Source organism: Maribacter spongiicola, from assembly GCF_052119685.1.
GTDB classification, from domain to species: domain Bacteria; phylum Bacteroidota; class Bacteroidia; order Flavobacteriales; family Flavobacteriaceae; genus Maribacter; species Maribacter spongiicola_A.
On the sequence record NZ_JBGQOO010000005.1, the window covers coordinates 47,616 to 65,279 of the forward strand.

The 17,664-nt window shown below is 35.5% G+C and carries 18 protein-coding genes; 8 read left to right on the forward strand and 10 right to left on the reverse strand.

Features of this window, described 5'->3' with window-relative positions; genetic code table 11:
• Positions 1 to 2: 2 nt before the first annotated feature.
• The 8 genes from ACEN2N_RS09915 to trhO all read right to left on the reverse strand — a co-directional run bounded on the left by ACEN2N_RS09915 (position 3) and on the right by trhO (position 8,274).
• Complete coding sequence (locus tag ACEN2N_RS09915; protein WP_441824172.1) at positions 3 to 527, reverse strand: GNAT family N-acetyltransferase; 525 nt, start codon at positions 525 to 527, stop codon at positions 3 to 5.
• A gap of 145 nt (positions 528 to 672) precedes the next feature.
• On the reverse strand, positions 673 to 1,038 hold the full coding sequence (locus ACEN2N_RS09920) for a hypothetical protein (RefSeq protein ID WP_441824173.1): 366 nt from the start codon (positions 1,036 to 1,038) through the stop codon (positions 673 to 675).
• Between the two features lie 484 nt (positions 1,039 to 1,522).
• Positions 1,523 to 2,176 (reverse strand): CoA transferase subunit B, encoded by a 654-nt coding sequence (locus tag ACEN2N_RS09925; RefSeq protein WP_441824174.1) that lies wholly within the window; start codon positions 2,174 to 2,176, stop codon positions 1,523 to 1,525.
• A gap of 4 nt (positions 2,177 to 2,180) precedes the next feature.
• Positions 2,181 to 2,879 (reverse strand): CoA transferase subunit A, encoded by a 699-nt coding sequence (locus ACEN2N_RS09930; protein WP_441824175.1) that lies wholly within the window; start codon positions 2,877 to 2,879, stop codon positions 2,181 to 2,183.
• Positions 2,880 to 2,984: 105 nt separating this feature from the next.
• A complete protein-coding gene (locus ACEN2N_RS09935) occupies positions 2,985 to 5,330 on the reverse strand; it encodes a transglycosylase domain-containing protein (RefSeq protein WP_441824176.1) in 2,346 nt (781 codons plus the stop codon).
• Between the two features lie 3 nt (positions 5,331 to 5,333).
• Complete coding sequence (locus ACEN2N_RS09940) at positions 5,334 to 5,819, reverse strand: gliding motility lipoprotein GldH (protein WP_441824177.1); 486 nt, start codon at positions 5,817 to 5,819, stop codon at positions 5,334 to 5,336.
• The gene (locus ACEN2N_RS09945) at positions 5,812 to 6,999 is read right to left on the reverse strand and encodes a PSP1 domain-containing protein (RefSeq protein ID WP_441824178.1); all 1,188 of its coding nucleotides are present in this window, start codon (positions 6,997 to 6,999) and stop codon (positions 5,812 to 5,814) included. The genes ACEN2N_RS09940 and ACEN2N_RS09945 overlap by 8 nt, the downstream gene beginning before the upstream one ends.
• Before the next feature lie 243 nt (positions 7,000 to 7,242).
• A complete protein-coding gene (gene trhO / locus ACEN2N_RS09950; RefSeq protein WP_441824179.1) occupies positions 7,243 to 8,274 on the reverse strand; it encodes an oxygen-dependent tRNA uridine(34) hydroxylase TrhO in 1,032 nt (343 codons plus the stop codon).
• Between the two features lie 362 nt (positions 8,275 to 8,636).
• Between trhO and recA the strand changes: the two genes are divergently transcribed.
• The 5 genes from recA (at position 8,637) to ACEN2N_RS09975 (ending at position 12,948) form a co-directional block, all read left to right on the forward strand.
• The gene (recA, locus tag ACEN2N_RS09955; protein ID WP_441824180.1) at positions 8,637 to 9,644 is read left to right on the forward strand and encodes a recombinase RecA; all 1,008 of its coding nucleotides are present in this window, start codon (positions 8,637 to 8,639) and stop codon (positions 9,642 to 9,644) included.
• 198 nt (positions 9,645 to 9,842) lie between these two features.
• Complete coding sequence (locus ACEN2N_RS09960; protein WP_441824181.1) at positions 9,843 to 10,268, forward strand: hypothetical protein; 426 nt, start codon at positions 9,843 to 9,845, stop codon at positions 10,266 to 10,268.
• Positions 10,269 to 10,283: 15 nt separating this feature from the next.
• Positions 10,284 to 10,850 carry an RNA polymerase sigma factor gene (locus ACEN2N_RS09965; RefSeq protein WP_441824182.1) on the forward strand — a complete coding sequence of 189 codons (567 nt, stop codon included), beginning with the start codon at positions 10,284 to 10,286 and terminating at the stop codon, positions 10,848 to 10,850.
• A gap of 31 nt (positions 10,851 to 10,881) precedes the next feature.
• The gene (locus ACEN2N_RS09970; RefSeq protein WP_441824183.1) at positions 10,882 to 12,384 is read left to right on the forward strand and encodes an outer membrane beta-barrel protein; all 1,503 of its coding nucleotides are present in this window, start codon (positions 10,882 to 10,884) and stop codon (positions 12,382 to 12,384) included.
• 9 nt (positions 12,385 to 12,393) lie between these two features.
• Positions 12,394 to 12,948: a DUF3575 domain-containing protein gene (locus ACEN2N_RS09975; protein WP_441824184.1), complete on the forward strand. Its 555-nt coding sequence runs from the start codon at positions 12,394 to 12,396 to the stop codon at positions 12,946 to 12,948.
• On the opposite strand, the gene ACEN2N_RS09980 is transcribed toward ACEN2N_RS09975, so the two are convergent.
• Positions 12,949 to 13,683: a lysophospholipid acyltransferase family protein gene (locus ACEN2N_RS09980; RefSeq protein WP_441824185.1), complete on the reverse strand. Its 735-nt coding sequence runs from the start codon at positions 13,681 to 13,683 to the stop codon at positions 12,949 to 12,951.
• A 70-nt stretch (positions 13,684 to 13,753) separates the two neighbouring features.
• Between ACEN2N_RS09980 and trpS the strand changes: the two genes are divergently transcribed.
• Positions 13,754 to 14,722 carry a tryptophan--tRNA ligase gene (gene trpS, locus ACEN2N_RS09985; RefSeq protein WP_441824186.1) on the forward strand — a complete coding sequence of 323 codons (969 nt, stop codon included), beginning with the start codon at positions 13,754 to 13,756 and terminating at the stop codon, positions 14,720 to 14,722.
• Positions 14,723 to 14,903: 181 nt separating this feature from the next.
• Here the strand turns inward: trpS and dprA are convergent, their stop codons facing one another.
• Complete coding sequence (gene dprA / locus ACEN2N_RS09990; protein ID WP_441824187.1) at positions 14,904 to 16,022, reverse strand: DNA-processing protein DprA; 1,119 nt, start codon at positions 16,020 to 16,022, stop codon at positions 14,904 to 14,906.
• A 92-nt stretch (positions 16,023 to 16,114) separates the two neighbouring features.
• Here dprA and ACEN2N_RS09995 point away from each other — a divergent pair, with 92 nt between their 5' ends.
• Together ACEN2N_RS09995 and ACEN2N_RS10000 are read left to right on the forward strand one after the other, a co-directional pair.
• On the forward strand, positions 16,115 to 17,086 hold the full coding sequence (locus ACEN2N_RS09995) for an SPOR domain-containing protein (RefSeq protein ID WP_441824188.1): 972 nt from the start codon (positions 16,115 to 16,117) through the stop codon (positions 17,084 to 17,086).
• Positions 17,087 to 17,146: 60 nt separating this feature from the next.
• Entirely contained in the window at positions 17,147 to 17,659 is a 513-nt protein-coding gene (locus ACEN2N_RS10000; RefSeq protein ID WP_324024675.1) for an acyl-CoA thioesterase, read from the forward strand.
• Positions 17,660 to 17,664 lie beyond the last annotated feature (5 nt).

Here is a 17,664-nt window from a genome sequence, read left to right on the forward strand (position 1 = left end):
AGTTACAAGGTACTTAAATTGAAACGCATTAACCAATCTGTTTGCTCATCCGAACCTATAAAATAAGGATGCGTATCAAATTTTTGGAATCCGTGGCGCTCATAGAATTTTACGGCTCGTTTATTCTCTTGCCAAACACCTAACCATAACATTTTCTTGTTACGTTCTTGAGCAATAGTTTTGATGTGATGTAAAAATTGTTCGCCTAAACCGAAACCTTGATATTTAGCTACTACATAAATACGTTCTAATTCGATACTATCATCTTGTTTAAGTTCAGACTGTGCATCATTCACATTTAGCTTAAAGTAACCTACAACTTCTTTATCCATATACACAAAATAGAAATCACTATTAGGATTAAGTAATTCTTCTTTAATAGTTTCTAATGCGAAAGCTTTTTTGATGTAGATTTCAAAATCTTTAGGGTCGTTGTCTTTAGCAAAGGCAGTAACAAAAGTTTGTTCTGAAATTGACCTCAATTGATCTAGTTCTTCAAGAGAACATAAAGTGTAAGTAAGTACCATACCCCTAAAATAAAAAAAGGAGCAAATTACTTTGCTCCTAACCGGGGGAAATTTTATAAAATGGTTGATTTGGTAACTTTTCTGTTTCTACTATAGCATATTTATAACATGCAATCTTTCGTGGGCATTTTTCAATTGCGAACTTTTATTGTTTTTCAGCAAATAATTTACCTTCAGTTCTCATAAGAATCATTCCGTCATCAGTCTCCTTCATTTTTACAAAATCATCGGGGAAATCTGTACCTGGGTAGCTAACGATATACACATCGCCATTTACGCTCCAGCTAAAATCTGTCAGATATACAACCTGACCTCCTTTATAGCCGTGAAACCGACCTAAATAAACATCATTGAAAATCCACTCTTCGTTATCAACGACCATTTTATTTGTATTGGTAGCGGTTTTGACCGTATGACTCCATATACCAATAATAGGATCGTTATTTTCTTCAATTTTTGAACACGAGGTAACAAGTACCATCAAGATTAGGCAACTAAATACATATTTCATTTTAGGTTAAGTTTTTCAAAGCGATTTGGGATACACTTTAATTACACTTCAAATATATGTAGTCTTTTTCTTACAAAAAAGAATTTGTGGTAAAACTTATTAAAATTGTGGTGAACATAGACAAGTTAGTTCATTAACTAAATTTGCCATAATCCAAATTACAAAAATGAGCAAAAAAAAAGAGCGACTTATTAAGTCGCTCTTTTGTAATCTCTTAAAAGTAATTTACAACATAAATAACTTTTTAGTAAGTCTTAAAAATCCGCTAAAGAAATCATTTCTATAAACTTGAATTTTGTTTTCGCTAGCAGTGTGGTTAATTTGTGAATTCATGACGGTTAAGTAATTAATAGGTTATGGGGTTTAATTGAGACTGTAAGATACATCTGTTCTACTCAATTTCGATAATAATTGTTGTGTACAGATTATAACCTGTTGTGAAAAAAATAAAAAGCACAATTTATCGATGATTTACCCATCGAAACTATATACTCATCTCTAAGACTTCCCCTTTGACAATCAGATTACCTTCAGTTGCCGCTTTAATTTCTTCTACCGTAACACCCGGTGCTCTTTCAAGCAACAAAAAGCCATCTTTAGTAACTTCGAGTACTGCTAAATTAGTAACAATCTTTTTAACGCAACCCACACCAGTTAAAGGAAGACTACATTTTTTTAATAGCTTAGACTCCCCTTCTCTATTGGTATGCATCATAGCCACTATAATATTCTCGGCAGATGCCACAAGATCCATAGCACCACCCATACCTTTAACCATTTTACCCGGAATCTTCCAGTTGGCTATATCGCCATTCTCAGCAACCTCCATAGCGCCAAGTATAGTGAGGTCTAAATGTTTACCCCTAATCATAGCAAAACTAGTGGCTGAATCAAAATAAGACGCCCCTGGTAATGCTGTAATAGTTTGCTTACCTGCATTTATTAAGTCTGCATCTTCTTCGCCATCAATAGGAAAAGGTCCCATACCTAGAATTCCGTTTTCACTTTGAAATTCAACACTAATATCTTCACGAACATAATTTGCTACCAAGGTCGGTATACCGATACCAAGGTTTACATAATAGCCGTCTTCCACTTCTTGTGCAATTCTTTTTGCAATTCCGTTTTTGTCTAACATGTTTTTATTTTTGACGTACCGTTCTCTGTTCTATTCTTTTCTCGTAATCTTTTCCTTGAAAAATGCGTTGCACAAAAATTCCTGGAATATGTATTTGATTTGGATCTAGTTCTCCTTCAGGCACCAACTCTTCAACCTCAGCTACAGTAATGGTAGCGGCACCACACATACACGGATTAAAATTTCGTGCAGTTCCTTTAAATATTAAATTACCCGCAGCATCTCCTTTCCAAGCTTTTACAAAAGCAAAATCAGCTTTAAAAGCTTCTTCTAGTATGTACATTTTACCATTGAATTCTCGAACTTCTTTTCCTTCAGCTACTTCTGTACCATAACCTGCGGGAGTAAAAAAAGCAGGAAAACCACTTTGCGCAGCCCTACATTTTTCGGCAAGGGTGCCCTGTGGCGTTAATTCAACCTCTAACTCGCCACTAAGCATTTGACGTTCGAATTCATCGTTCTCACCTACATAAGATGAGATCATTTTTTTAATTTGACGTTGCTGCAACAATAATCCCAAGCCAAAATCATCAACTCCTGCATTATTAGAAATACAAGTGATGTCGTTTACACCTAATCTTACTAATTCACTAATCGCATTTTCAGGTATACCACAAAGTCCGAATCCACCTAACATAAAGGTCATTCCGTCTTTTACTCCTGCTAATGCATCGGTTACGTTTGCTACTGTTTTACGTATCATTTATTATTAAATTATCTAGTGTCTAAAATACCGATTTAAAATGGAATAAATAAAAAAAGGTCTTGGTATACACCAAGACCTTTTTTAAAAATTATAGTCGATCACTTAAAAATCTAAATCTTCTAAATCATCTTCAACGTCTTTATCTTGTTTTATATCGGCTGAAAATTTAGCGCAATCTATTTCAATAGACATATTTTCTGGTCGCTCAAAATCTTCTTTAGAAATGCCCAATTCTTCATTTGCATAATTTTTGGTCATATACAAGCCCCATATAGGTAATGCCATTGAAGCACCTTGCCCATAAGTAATACTTTTAAAGTGCACTGCTCTTTCTTCGCCACCTACCCATACACCAGTAACTAAATTAGGTACCATACCCATAAACCAACCATCACTGTTGTTTTGTGTAGTACCTGTCTTACCCGCAATTGGGTTCGTCAATTGATATGGATAACCTGTAATGATTTCGTCATATTCTGGTCTCCATTTATTATAACCCGTTGTACGTAAACGTGTACCCGAACCACCTTGGGTAACACCTTTCATAAGGTCTAAAATAGCATACGAAACATCTTTACTCAATACATCTTTTGTCTCTGGTACATATTCATACAGAACCGTACCATCTTTATTTTCTATACGAGTAACCATAACCGGTTTTACATATACCCCTTGATTAGCAAAAGCACCGTATGCACCTACCATTTCATATACATTAACATCTAAGGCACCTAAGGCTATTGAAGGTACTTCTAGAATTTCTCCTGAAAGTCCTAAATTACGAACCATACTCACAACAGATTTTGGACCCACCTCATCTATTAATTGTGCGGTAACCGTGTTTACAGAATTTGCTAAAGCTCTTTTTAGCGAATAGCTAGTACCTGAATACTTCATGTCAGAATTTCTTGGACACCAAGGCTCCACATTACCATGCTTACCTGCTTCAATACAATATTGTGTATCTGGGCGAGTTTCACAAGGCGATAATCTTAATTGATCAATTGCTGCAGCATAAACAAACGGCTTAAAAGTAGAACCTGCCTGTCTTGCACCTTGTATAACATTATCATACTGAAAATGTTTATAATTAATACCACCAACCCATGCTTTTACATGACCTGTTTGTGGCTCCATAGACATCATTGCCGTTCTTAAAAATGTTTTATAATAACGGATGGAATCCATCGGAGTTAGAATAGTATCTTTTTCTTTAGTCTGACTTTTCCAATCGAAAACTGTCATCTCGGTCTTTTTATCAAAAGACTCGCGAATCTGCTTTTCAGATTTACCTTCGCTTTTCATGATTTTCCATCTTTCAGAATTTTTCATGGCGCGCTCCATAATACTCTTCGTCTCTTCTGGTGTAATATCTAAGAAAGGAGCTGTTTTATTTCTATCTGGTGTATTCTGATGAAAGAACTCAGCTTGCAATTTTGTCATATGCTCATTCACTGCTTCTTCGGCATTAGCTTGCATTTTCGAGTCAATGGTGGTGTAAATTTTGAGTCCGTCTAAATACAGATTATAACGATCAGATTCATCACCAATAGCAGGCTTCGGATTCTTATCTATCCAATCTTTCATAAAACGTTGCAAATACATTCTAAAATAGGTTGCTAAACCAACACTATGCGTTTCCGGATTGTAGTTGATATCCATTTTAGTAGCCTGTAGCGAATCTTTCTCTACATCGGTAATGAAATCATATTTTGCCATTTGGGCCAAAACAACATCTCTACGATCTTTCACCATTTCTTCCCTACGCATAGGGTTAAAAAGTGATGAATTTTTGAACATACCTACCAGCATTGCTGATTCCTCAGTTTTTAAATCTTTCGGCTCTTTGCCAAAATAAATACGTGAAGCAGAACGAATACCATCGGCATTATTTCCAAAATCATAAATATTAAAATACATACTGATGATTTCTTCTTTGGTATAGCTTCGCTCTAATCGAATAGCCAATACCCATTCTTTAATTTTTTGCTGTATAGTCTCAAACTTATTTCTAGAACGAACCCCTACGAACAACTGTCTTGCCAATTGCTGAGAGATAGTACTTGCCCCACCTTTACTACCCAAATACACAAACGCTCTTAAAGTACCCCAAGCATCAATTCCTGAATGAGAATTAAACCGAACATCTTCAGTAGCTATTAGCGCATTGACTAAATTTTCTGGTAATTCATTAAATTTTACATCGGTACGGTTATCGTCTAAATAGAACTTGCCCAACAAGTTACCATCAGATGATATTATTTGTGAAGCTAAATTTGTCTGCGGATTTTCTAAATACTCATAAGGTGGTAATGCACCGAAAAGTCCCCAAGAGGCAGATAAGAAGATTAATGCTACAATAGCAATACCTGACCCAAACAAGATCCAAAACCATAATATGAATTTCGAAAAACTATTCGTTGTTTTTTTCTTTACCTCTTTTGCCATTGTTTACGGGGTGCTTTTTGTTACTTCTATGCCAACATCTGTAATGCCTTCGAGACCAATTATGCCCGATACATTACCATTTTTACGCATCGCTTGTGATACCTCTATAGTATATACGCCCGAAGAGGAAAAAACGATGTTTTCTTTATACCATAATTTATTTTCTTTAATACTACCGTTCCCTTTTCCAAGCCAAGTACCATCGGGTGCAGACATGGCATATTCTAAGGTGTCTTTAGTTACCTCTCCTTCAGGAGTAGTTAAAGAAGCGATGATAAACAAATTACTATAAGGAAATGTATTGTCATTTCGAACATTGATAAAGATATCGTGCTCGGCAATAGTATCCATTTTTGAAAGTGAAAATTCAAGAACATTATCTTTGTTCCAAACCCCGTTTTCTAAAGTTCGGTATTCGGTTTTGATAATATTGCTGTCACAAGAAGCAAAAAGCACTAATGCCAAAAAACAATAAGATATACTACGCATCCTTTTGATTCCTATTACGATTTTTGTTTTTGTTCTTATTTCGGTTCCGGTTTCTGTTCTTGTTCTTATTATTGTTACCGGCACCTTTTGGTTTATCAAAACGTGTTAAGCTGTCTTGACCAACTACATTTTCGAACACTACTTTTTCTTCTACGACAATTTCCATGGCGTACATTTCTAAACTAGCAACCTTCTCTTTCTTTTTGTTTTTCTCTAAAATTTCGTTTACCTGATCCTTAGAAAGAACATGCCAGTTAGCAGGATTATCTTTATAGGAAAACCACAGCATTTCTTTAAAAATATCGGTTTTCTGGCAAAAAGCGAGTCCTTTTTCTGTAAATAATTTTGTGTCTTGAGCAGGAAAATCTTTAAGAGCATCAACATAGACATCTAGCTCATAATTTAAACAACATTTTAGCTTACCACATTGACCAGCAAGTTTTTGCGGATTCAATGATAGTTGTTGGTAACGTGCCGCAGAAGTACTTACCGATCTAAAATCGGTCAACCATGTTGAACAACATAACTCTCTACCACATGAACCAATACCACCAAGTCGCTGAGCTTCTTGACGATACCCTATTTGGCGCATTTCGATACGAATACCGAAAGCCTTTGCCATATCTTTTATCAGTTGACGAAAATCTACACGTTCATCGGCAGTATAGTAAAACGTAGCTTTTGATCCATCACCTTGAAACTCCACATCAGAAATCTTCATTTGAAGCTTTAAGATAATAGCGATTTCACGCGCTCTTTTCTTAATTTCATCTTCTCGATCTCTACATTTTTGCCAAATATCTATGTCTTTCTGACTCGCTTTTCTGTAAACTTTCGGAGCTTCTACATCAGTGAAAGATTCTTTCTTTCGCTTCATCTGAACGCGTACAAGCTCACCTGTTAATGTGACCATACCAATGTCATGACCAGATTGTGCTTGTGTGGCAACAATATCGCCTATGGAAAGTGAAAGATTTTCTGTGTTCTGAAAAAACTCTTTTCTACTATTTTTAAAACGTACTTCAACAAAATCGAATGGTCGTTCCCCATTAGGGAGCGACATATTTGAAAGCCAGTCAAAGACTGTCAGTTTATTGCAACCATCTGTACCGCAAGTACCGTTATTCTTGCATCCCTTTGGTTGTCCATCCTTACCGGTAGAACAACTACTACAACTCATATTATATATATTGCTTTGGTCGAATTTTATAAAATTCACCAAAAAAGATTCATAAAAAACTTATAGGTAAAGATACAGTTTTTTTAATGTGAAATAAAAGTGAAATTAGTGGTGTCGGTTTTAAATAGTGACTTTACCAATCACTCAAGACCTTTTCAAAAAAATAAAAAGACAGCGAAAAACGCTGCCTTTTTATAATGTATCGTATTATTTAATGACTTAAGCCTTATTAAATAAGAAAGCCTATTTTTTAAACTTTAGCACTTCTGATCTTCCTTTTTTAAATATCTTATTACTTACAACCTTACCTTTTCTGAGTGCTTTTTGCTCTTCAAAAGGTAATTCATGAACCTCTTTACAGGCATCTGAACAACAATTATTCATTTTTTCTGCACAAGATGAGCATTGAATAAATAATAAATGACAAGCTTCGTTGGCACAATTTACATGTTCATCGCAAGCTTCGCCACATTGGTGGCAATTGGCAATTACATCATCGCTAATACGTTCTCCCCTTCTATGGTCAAAAACAAAATTCTTACCCTTGAATTTATTTTCAAGATTGTTTTTCTCTACTTGTCGGGTGTATTCAATAATTCCGCCTTCTAGCTGATACACCTGCTCAAAACCTTTATGTTTGTAATAGGCACTCGCTTTTTCGCAACGAATTCCGCCAGTGCAATACATTACCAATTTTTTATCTTTCTTGTGATCTGCCAAATCGCGTTCAATAATGTCCAATGAATCTCGAAACGTATCAACATCTGGTGTAACCGCGTTCTTAAAATGTCCGATTTCACTTTCGTAATGGTTTCTCATATCAACGAGAACCGTATCTGGATCTTCAATAAGTTCATTGAACCTTTTGGCATCAACATGAATTCCTTTATTGGTAACATCAAAAGAATTATCTTCTAAACCGTCGGCTACAATTTTGTGTCGCACCTTAACTTTTAATTTCAAAAAAGAAAGATTGTCTTGCTCAATAGCAATATTCAAGCGTACATCTTTAAGAAAAGAAATACTATCTAAATGTTCTTTAAATACTTGAAAATTTTCTGCTGGCACTGAAAGTTGGGCATTTATACCCTCGTGGGCAACATAAATTCGCCCAAGAACGTCCATATCATTCCAGTTAATAAAAAGGTGATTTCTAAAAATGTTGGTATTACCAATATGTGCATAGGTATAGAAAGAGATAGTAAGGCGTTCCTTACCCGCTTCTTCAATTAAAGCTGCTCTTTCTATTGCACTTAACGTATTGTACAGTTGCATGCTATACTAATAATTTAAGTCTGCCAATGGGCAGAAGGTTATAGAAAAATTTCGAAGTGCAAAAATAATGAAAATGTACCTATTATATTAAGGTTAACCACATTATAATCAAAAAAAGAGCCTTGTTAACCACAAGACTCTTTATCGACTATTCCATTTCAATTCTTTTTCATAGCATTCTTAAAGAATACAAAAAGGATATAGCCACCTATAACCGCCGACACTAAAACAGCGATACATAACCAATTAAGTACGTTCTATTTTATAAAAGATAGAAATTACCTAAAATGGTTGCGTAAACGATTCAATATTATTCAATTCAAAAAAGATTTGGTAATTTAGCTATCCAAAAAAAATAGAAAATGGGTTCTGAAAAAGAAGCAAAATTAAAAGCATTACAATTAACCCTTGACAAGATGGATAAGACCTATGGTAAGGGCGCTGTAATGAAAATGGGCGATAAGGTTGTTGCAGATGTTGAAGTGATACCTTCTGGCTCATTAGGTTTAGATATTGCCTTAGGCGTAGGTGGTTACCCAAGAGGTCGTGTAATTGAAATTTACGGACCAGAATCTTCAGGTAAAACAACGTTGACTTTACACGCAATTGCAGAAGCACAAAAAAACGGTGGTATTGCAGCATTTATTGATGCTGAGCATGCTTTTGACCGTTTTTACGCTCAAAAATTGGGTGTAGATATAGACAACTTAATTATATCTCAACCAGATAACGGCGAGCAAGGCTTAGAAATTGCTGATAACCTAATACGTTCTGGAGCAATCGATATTGTAGTAATAGATTCAGTTGCGGCATTGACACCTAAAAGTGAAATTGAAGGAGAAATGGGAGATTCTAAAATGGGTTTACATGCTCGTTTAATGTCTCAAGCACTTAGAAAATTAACAGGTTCTATCAGTAAAACAAACTGTACTGTTATTTTTATTAACCAATTACGTGAAAAAATCGGTGTAATGTTCGGTAACCCAGAAACTACCACTGGTGGTAATGCCCTTAAATTTTATGCATCTGTTCGTTTAGATATTAGAAGATCTACACAAATAAAAGATACAGATGGTAATGTTCAAGGTAACAAGACCCGAGTTAAGGTTGTAAAGAATAAAGTAGCACCACCTTTTCGTACTACAGAATTTGATATTATGTACGGTGAAGGTATTTCTAAAGTTGGCGAGGTTATCGACTTAGGTGTTGAATATGAAATTATAAAGAAGAGTGGTTCATGGTTTAGCTATGGCGACACTAAATTAGGTCAAGGTCGTGATGCCGTTAAAAGCCTACTTTTAGATAACCCTGAATTATTTGAGGAATTAGATGGCAAAATTAGAGAAGCCATTAAAGCCTTAACTGCTTAAGTTCAGCTTTTATAATAATTAATTATCTTTTTGAGCAGACCCACGAGGTATACTTTAAGAAAAGCAAATTAAAATTTCGAGGCTTGACCGCTCATGGTGTGCAAGCCTCGGAGTATTAAAATCTAGAGTATCTAGTAAACACAAATGAGTTAACGCAACCATTTTACTTCCTTTTCATCTTAATTACAAAATAGTTGTATGATGAGAAATAAGTTAATGTTTTTGACCTTGGTCTTAGCATTTTTATGCAATGGTTGTTCTATTGATGATGATGGCGCCAATTTCCATTTTACTGCATTAGAAATTGTTGATGCAGAAGTACCAGAATCTTTTGTTCTTAATAAGACCTATAAGATTACTGTAAATTACTTAAAGCCCGATAGTTGCACGTACTACGAGGGTTTTGATGTTGTTAAAGATTCCCTGACCACGAGAAGTGTTGTTGCCATTGGGGCAGTACGAACAGATATTGATGATTGTATGGAAGAATTAATTCAAGAGACAGCGTCATTCAACTTTCAGGTAATTTATACCGAACCCTATACCTTTAAATTTTATACCGGCGATAATAGTGAAGGAGAGGCAGAATATTTAGAAATTGTCGTTCCAGTAAACAACCCTTAAAACAACCAACCATTTGTGAGTCTAGAAGAGCTCATTCATAATTGCAAAAAAGGAGACCGTAAAGCACAGGAACTATTATATAGAGCCTATGCCACAACTCTTTATGGCATATGTTTAAAGTACTCTAAATCTAAGACTCAGGCAGAAGATACTTTGCACGACAGCTTTATGACCATTTATGATAAAATAGGTCAGTTTAAAAATAAAGGTTCTTTTGAAGGTTGGATGAAAAGAATTACCATAAACACTGCGTTACAAAAATATAGAAAAGAAGAGTATTTAAACGTAGTTACAGATAATACAGAAGAAGAAGTTACGGTAGATAATGCTTATGCCGATATCAGTTTACAATCGCTTTTAAGTTACATACAAGAATTACCGAATAAATACCGTGCAACATTCAACCTATATGTAATGGATGGGCACACGCATAAAGAAATTAGTGAAATATTAGGTACCACTATCGGTACCTCAAAATCTAATCTTGCTAGGGCACGTGCATTATTAAAAGAAAAAATAGAAACCAAAGTGACACAATCAATTGTAAGTGTCTTAATTATAATATCAACACACTTTTTATAATCTACAAGGTTATAGACAGAAACAGTACTAGATGCAGAAGAAAAATATAGACGACATTTTTCGAGATAAGCTCTCGGACTTCAAGCAAAACCCAGACAATAAAGTTTGGCGGGCGATTGATGCGTCATTAGACAAAAAGAAAAAGAAGCGGGTGATTCCTATTTGGTGGTCACTAAGTGGTATAGCCGCCGCTATAGCCATTGGCTTGTTAGTAATTAATCCGTTTTCAGATAACCAACTATCGAACGAAATTTTGGTTGATACTGATACCGAATCAGAAATAAACAATGACTCTCAGTTAAATACTGAAAAAGACACTTTTATTGATTCTATAGATATCAACAAAAATCAAGTTGCTGAACAAGAAATTTCAGTTAAAAATAGTGCTAGCAGTGTTGAAAATAATACAGAATCAACGCAGCAGGAATCTCGCAAAATAATTAAACCAACAGCCAAAACACTTGATAATTACAACGGTAAAAATCAAAACTCGGTCGCTGATAACAAAAAACCGATTACGCCAAGCAAGTCAACCACAAATGATGCATTACTGGCTGAGAACATTACTATAAAAGAAAACAGCACAAAAAATTCATTACATACTGATGCTAATGTTAATGATAAAAACAGCACTATGCAATCTAACAATTCTTTTGAACAATTAGGTTCGACCGAATTGACTAATGAAACTGCTATTGCTCAAAATACAAATACTGACGAAACGCCAGAAAACGCGAAGAAATCTATTTTTGAGGAAATTGAAGATCAAGAGGATCTAAAAGTGGAGAAAGTAGCAAATAATAGATGGTCTGCTGGTCCAAATGTTGCTCCCGTTTATTTTAATGCGCTTGGTGAAGGCTCCCCAGTTAATTCTATTTTCAGTCCGAACGCGAAATCAGGAAACGTTAATATGAGTTACGGAGTCTCTTTAGCCTATGCCGTAACTAAAAAGCTGACCATACGCTCAGGTATCAATAAAGTAGATTATGGGTATGATACAGAAGATGTTGCTTTTTCATCTTCCTCAGGGCTTGCCTCTAAAAACAGTCAATTAACCACTATTGATTATGCAGAAACATCTAATACACTTACCATTTCGAGTAAAGTAGTTGCATCAGACAAGTTCAGCACCATAAGTTCTGCTTTAGATGTTACAGCAAAAAGTCCGACAAGAGAAGGTTACATGTCGCAACAATTTGGTTATATAGAATTGCCCGTAGAATTAAATTATGCACTGATTGACAAGAAATTCGGAGTAAACCTTATTGGTGGTGTCAGTTCTTTATTTTTAATTGATAATACGGTTTCATTAACCTCTGGCGAATTGACCACAGAAATCGGCGAAGCCAATAATATTAACGACCTAAACTTTAGTGCCAACATGGGGCTTGGCGTTAATTACAATTTTTCACAAAAAGTGCGATTTAATATAGAACCGATTTTTAAATATCAACTGAACACGTTTTCTGATGTAAACGGTACTTTTAGACCCTATTCCGTTGGAGTTTATAGCGGACTCACATTTCAGTTTTAAATCATACATATGAAAAAGTACATCTTAAGCTGTCTTTGCCTTTTCAGTATTTCTATCTACTCTCAAGATGTAGAAGATGAAATTATAACTTCAGAAGAACATCAAGAATTAAAAATTAACGGCCTCTTTTTGATCTTAGGCGCCATTGAGATAGATTATCAATATTTGCTGAACGAAGAGTCTGCTATAGGTGTTGATGTACTATTTGCATATGACGACGAAAATATTGACGTCAACTATTATGTATCGCCGTACTACCGTCAATATTTTGGAAAAAAATATGCTTCTGGTTTCTTCGTAGAAGCTTTTGGTATGTTGAATTCTGTTGATGATTACACGTATGGTTCTTATTATGATGAACCAACAGATTCTTATTATTCAAGTTCTGGATACGAAGAAAATGTTGTCGATTTTGCATTAGGTATTGGTACCGGCGTAAAACTACTGACTAAAAGAGGTTTTATCGTAGAAATAGATGCAGGTATTGGTCGCAATCTATTTAAGAACGATAGAGATTTTACCATTATCGGTAAAGGTGGTATTAACCTTGGTTACAGGTTCTAGCTATTTGGTTAAATCGCTAAGTATCGTTTCTCTAACGCTTGTTCTTAGCTCTGCCGTTTCTTCTGGCCGTATAGAATGAGTTTCCACAAAAGAATGAACTCTAGCCCTACATTTACCAGGCCCTCCACTCAAAAACGTAAAAGAAAACCGTTTTTTGTTATCAAAAAAAGTTATGGGCACCACCGGTATTTTATGAGCAATGGCCATTTTAAAGGCACCATCTTTAAACTTATCTAAAACCACATGTTCTTCGGGCACACCACCTTCAGGAAAAATACAAATACTCAAGCCCTGCTGTAATCTCTTTTGCGCTCTTCTATACACACCAGTTCTACTTTGGGTGTTATCTCTATCTACCATTATACACACACGTTTATAAAAGAATCCGAATAAAGGTATTTTAACCAACTCTTTCTTACCCACGAATACAAATGGGTTTCTACTTACCACTAGCATCAGCATAATATCAAGCATACTCGTATGGTTAGCCACCAACATATAGCTTTTCTTTTTCACCAAACGTTGCTCGTAGGTTACTTTCGGAAAACAAAACATACCATACAGTATAAATCTAGCCCAGAGGTTTCTAGCCATCCAAAAAAACTGTGGATACCAGGTTTCACGTGAAGCAAAAATTACCAGTAATGGAAAAAAGAGTAGAATAGGAATAGCCACTAGAACATAAAACCAAATTCGGTATATAGTTTGACCGACGTATTTAACCAATTTAAGCATAAATCAAAAGTAGTTATTTACGATAGTTTTTTTGTATTTGTTTTACCTTTGCTTTCTTAGAATATAGAAAATGGCAAGAATTTTAACAGGCATACAAAGTACCGGAACTCCGCATTTAGGAAATATTCTAGGAGCAATTAAGCCAGCAATAGAAATGGCAAATAATCCGGCTAACGAATCTTTTCTTTTTATTGCAGATATGCATTCGTTGACACAGATTAAAAATGGCGCAGAGTTACGTCATAATACTTATGCTGTTGCCGCAACTTGGCTCGCCTTTGGATTGGATATTGAAAATACCGTCTTTTATAGACAGAGCGACGTACCACAAACGGCAGAACTAGCTTGGTACCTAAGCTGCTTTTTTCCATACCAACGTTTAACCCTTGCTCATTCTTTTAAAGATAAAGCTGATAGGTTAGAGGATGTAAATGCCGGACTCTTTACCTACCCTATGTTAATGGCTGCAGATATTCTATTATATGATGCCAATATTGTACCTGTAGGTAAAGATCAAATGCAACATATTGAAATGACGCGCGATGTTGCTTCTCGTTTTCATGCACAATTAGGTGAAACTTTTGTTTTACCAGAGGGCAAGGTTCAAGAAGAAACCATGTACATACCAGGTACCGATGGTGCTAAAATGAGTAAGAGCAAGGGTAATTTGATCAGTCTTTTTCAGACGGATAAACAATTACGCAAACAAATTATGGGAATTCAAACGGATAGTACGCCTATGGAAGATCCGAAAGACCCTACCAATGATAATGTATTCGCTTTATATAAAATTCTAGCTAGCCAGCCTCAAATAGAAGAAATGAGCGCCAACTATTTAGCCGGAAATTATGGTTACGGTCATGCAAAGCAGGCACTTTATGAAGTAATCGTAAATAAGTTTATAGAGCCTCGTGAGAAGTTTGAATACTATATTAATAATCTTAATGAAATAGACGATGCCCTTGCCTTGGGAGCAGAAAAAGCAAGAAAAGTAGCTGACGGAGTGCTAGGAAGAGTTCGTGAAAAACTTGGATATTAATTATCAGCCTCAGAAAACCTCAAATATTATAAACCGACCTAGTGGTCGGTTTTTTGTTTTTATTTGGACCAATTCTAAAGCGATTTTCCCGATTTGGAATGGTATTTTATCGACAAAAAGATTACTTAATTCATTCTAGATTTAGAATATTTAAAAAACAAACCGAGTGGTTTGTAAAATACTAGATTGCTTCAAATAATTTTCCTGGCAAAGGTCGTATTACACCTTTCATTTCCATAGTCAACAAGGTAGAAGAAGTTCTATAAATAGGCAGCTTACAATCTAAGGCTATGCTATCTAAAATTTGCTTACCGTTATTCTGCAGGTAGGTGTAAATATTTTGTTCAACCTCATCTAATTCAATAAAAAGCTGTCTCTGAATGGTCTTATTTTGTTTCTCTGCTATATCCCAATCTAACAAATAAATTAAATCTGCCGCCGATGTCATTACATGTGCTTTTTGCTGTTTAATTAGGTTGTTACAGCCAACGCTATATTTATCAGTGGTTCTACCTGGTACTGCAAAAACATCTCTATTATAGCTATTGGCGATATCAGCTGTTACTAGACTACCACCTTTCTCAGCAGATTCAACAACAACCGTAGCTTCACTTACACCAGCAATAATTCGGTTTCGTTTTAAAAAATTTTCACGTTCGGGGTTACTGGTACTCCAGAATTCAGTGTAGAATCCGCCATTCTTTAAAACATCAGCTTGATACTTTGCATGCACCTTTGGGTAGATTTGATTTAGTCCGTGCGCTAAGCATCCTATGGTCTGTAAACCATGTTTTATAGCTTCCCGCTGAATACAAATATCAACTCCGTAAGCAAAACCACTAATTATAACTGGATCTAAAGGAGCTACTTCCTCAATAAACTGCTCGCAAAAAGCCATTCCGTAGCTCGTAATTTTACGAGTACCGACTACGCTAATTAATTTACGATTCTGCAAATCAATATTTCCTTTCTGAAATAGAAGTATAGGTCCGTCAATACAATGCTTTAAATATTTAGGATAATCTTCATCTAAGAAATACGTGCAGCTGATATCGTTTTTGAGTACATAATTGTATTCTGACTCGGCAGCTTCCAAATGCTCTAAGTCGAATAAATGTTTAATCGTATGGGTACCGATACCATCGATTTTCAAAAGATTTTGCTTTTTATCTTCGAAAATCGCGGATGGACTCCCACAATGGGAAATTAATTTCTTCGCGAGGATATCTCCAATATTTGGAACATGTTGTAACCGTAGTATTGCAACAAGTTCATCAGCAGTATGTTGTGTAGTTCTCATTTCTTATTCACAAATAAGGGAAAAAAATATGTTAATAAAAAGTTACGAAAGGAGTTTTTATACCTCTTTATTTTCTTCATATTTGTGATCAGATGGTTTTAGAACACTATATAAGCGATTTACTTTATAGGTACAACTGTGTTGTTGTCCCAGGATTTGGAGCATTCCTTACCCAAAAAAATTCTGCCAAAATAAACGTGGTTACCAATACGTTTAGCGCACCAAATAAATCTATTGTTTTTAATAGACAGCTAATCTCGAACGATGGGCTTTTGGTTTCTTATGTATCAAATGCAGAGAAAGTTTCTTATGAAACTGCATTGGTCGAAATTGAAAACCAAGTAAAAACTTGGCAAGAAGTTTTGATTCAAGAAACATCATTACAGTTAAAAAATATTGGTTCTTTAGCTAGAAACCATGAAGATAAAATATTGTTTCAACCTGCAAATGAAACAAACTATTTAACCTCTTCATTCGGACTTTCAAATTTTAACTCTATACCTGTTACTAGAGAGGTATTAAAGGAAGAAGTTGTACAATTAGAAGAAAAAATACCGTTCGTAATTAGTCCTGAACGTAGAGAAACTAGTGGTTTTAGACCTTATTTAAAATATGCTGCCATTCTAATGCTAGCATTTTCTACAGGCGTAACCGGTTATCGTGCATACCAACAAAAAAATACAAACGAGCAAGTTGCTAGACAAAATGCTGAAGAGTTTGTAAACAAGCAAATACAAGAAGCAACCTTCTTTGATCTATCGCCATTAGAATTACCAACAGTTACTGTTGAAGCCACTACAATTTCTACAGCAAAAGCAACTGTTGAAAAAGGAGCTGCAACTCATTTTATCGTTGCAGGTGCTTTTAGAGTTAAGGGTAATGCCGATAGAAAAATCGAGGAGCTAAAAGCTAACGGATTTAATGCCGGTTATTATGGCACGAATGCTTATGGCCTGCACATGGTAACCTTCGATAGTTATACCAATGCAAACGATGCTTTGAATGCTTTACGTGAAATTAAACGTACGCAGTCTAAAGATGCTTGGCTATTAACCGAAAAATAAACCTACACACATTTTATAAGTACCCTTGATGCCCGTATCTTTGCGCAAAATTTCTATTTAATGGAAGCAAAGACTCCTGCAGCATCTCGTACAACAATGACCGATTTGGTTCTCCCAAGTGAGACCAACGCACTTCAAAATTTATTTGGTGGCGAATTATTGGCACGTATGGATCGTGCAGCTAGTATTGCTGCCGGTAGACACAGCCGCAGAATTACCGTTACCGCTTCTGTAAATCATGTAGCTTTTAACTTGGCAATACCACTTGGTAGTGTTGTTACCGTCGAAGCAGCCGTTTCTAGGGCATACAACACCTCTATGGAGGTCTATATAGATGTTTGGATAGAAGACCGCTACAGCGGCAAGAGCACTAAGGCAAATGAAGCTATTTATACCTTTGTTGCCGTTGATGAAACAGGTACACCAACTGAAGTACCTGAATTAACGCCTGAAACTCCCCTAGAAATTACCCGCTTTGAAGGTGCACTACGAAGAAAACAATTGAGTTTAGTATTGGCGGGTAAAATGACACCTGATAATGCAACGGAACTTAAAGCTTTGTTTACGAAGTAAGATAG

Excerpts from the sequence above, each read along its gene's own strand:
- ACEN2N_RS09915 (WP_441824172.1), bottom strand. The coding sequence starts at position 527 with ATGGTACTTACTTACACTTTATGTTCTCTTGAAGAACTAGATCAATTG.
- ACEN2N_RS09920 (WP_441824173.1), bottom strand. The coding sequence starts at position 1,038 with ATGAAATATGTATTTAGTTGCCTAATCTTGATGGTACTTGTTACCTCG.
- ACEN2N_RS09925 (WP_441824174.1), bottom strand. The coding sequence starts at position 2,176 with ATGTTAGACAAAAACGGAATTGCAAAAAGAATTGCACAAGAAGTGGAA.
- ACEN2N_RS09930 (WP_441824175.1), bottom strand. The coding sequence starts at position 2,879 with ATGATACGTAAAACAGTAGCAAACGTAACCGATGCATTAGCAGGAGTA.
- ACEN2N_RS09935 (WP_441824176.1), bottom strand. The coding sequence starts at position 5,330 with ATGGCAAAAGAGGTAAAGAAAAAAACAACGAATAGTTTTTCGAAATTC.
- ACEN2N_RS09940 (WP_441824177.1), bottom strand. The coding sequence starts at position 5,819 with ATGCGTAGTATATCTTATTGTTTTTTGGCATTAGTGCTTTTTGCTTCT.
- ACEN2N_RS09945 (WP_441824178.1), bottom strand. The coding sequence starts at position 6,999 with ATGAGTTGTAGTAGTTGTTCTACCGGTAAGGATGGACAACCAAAGGGA.
- trhO (WP_441824179.1), bottom strand. The coding sequence starts at position 8,274 with ATGCAACTGTACAATACGTTAAGTGCAATAGAAAGAGCAGCTTTAATT.
- recA (WP_441824180.1), top strand. The coding sequence starts at position 8,637 with ATGGGTTCTGAAAAAGAAGCAAAATTAAAAGCATTACAATTAACCCTT.
- ACEN2N_RS09960 (WP_441824181.1), top strand. The coding sequence starts at position 9,843 with ATGATGAGAAATAAGTTAATGTTTTTGACCTTGGTCTTAGCATTTTTA.
- ACEN2N_RS09970 (WP_441824183.1), top strand. The coding sequence starts at position 10,882 with ATGCAGAAGAAAAATATAGACGACATTTTTCGAGATAAGCTCTCGGAC.
- ACEN2N_RS09975 (WP_441824184.1), top strand. The coding sequence starts at position 12,394 with ATGAAAAAGTACATCTTAAGCTGTCTTTGCCTTTTCAGTATTTCTATC.
- ACEN2N_RS09980 (WP_441824185.1), bottom strand. The coding sequence starts at position 13,683 with ATGCTTAAATTGGTTAAATACGTCGGTCAAACTATATACCGAATTTGG.
- trpS (WP_441824186.1), top strand. The coding sequence starts at position 13,754 with ATGGCAAGAATTTTAACAGGCATACAAAGTACCGGAACTCCGCATTTA.
- dprA (WP_441824187.1), bottom strand. The coding sequence starts at position 16,022 with ATGAGAACTACACAACATACTGCTGATGAACTTGTTGCAATACTACGG.
- ACEN2N_RS09995 (WP_441824188.1), top strand. The coding sequence starts at position 16,115 with ATGGTTTTAGAACACTATATAAGCGATTTACTTTATAGGTACAACTGT.
- ACEN2N_RS10000 (WP_324024675.1), top strand. The coding sequence starts at position 17,147 with ATGGAAGCAAAGACTCCTGCAGCATCTCGTACAACAATGACCGATTTG.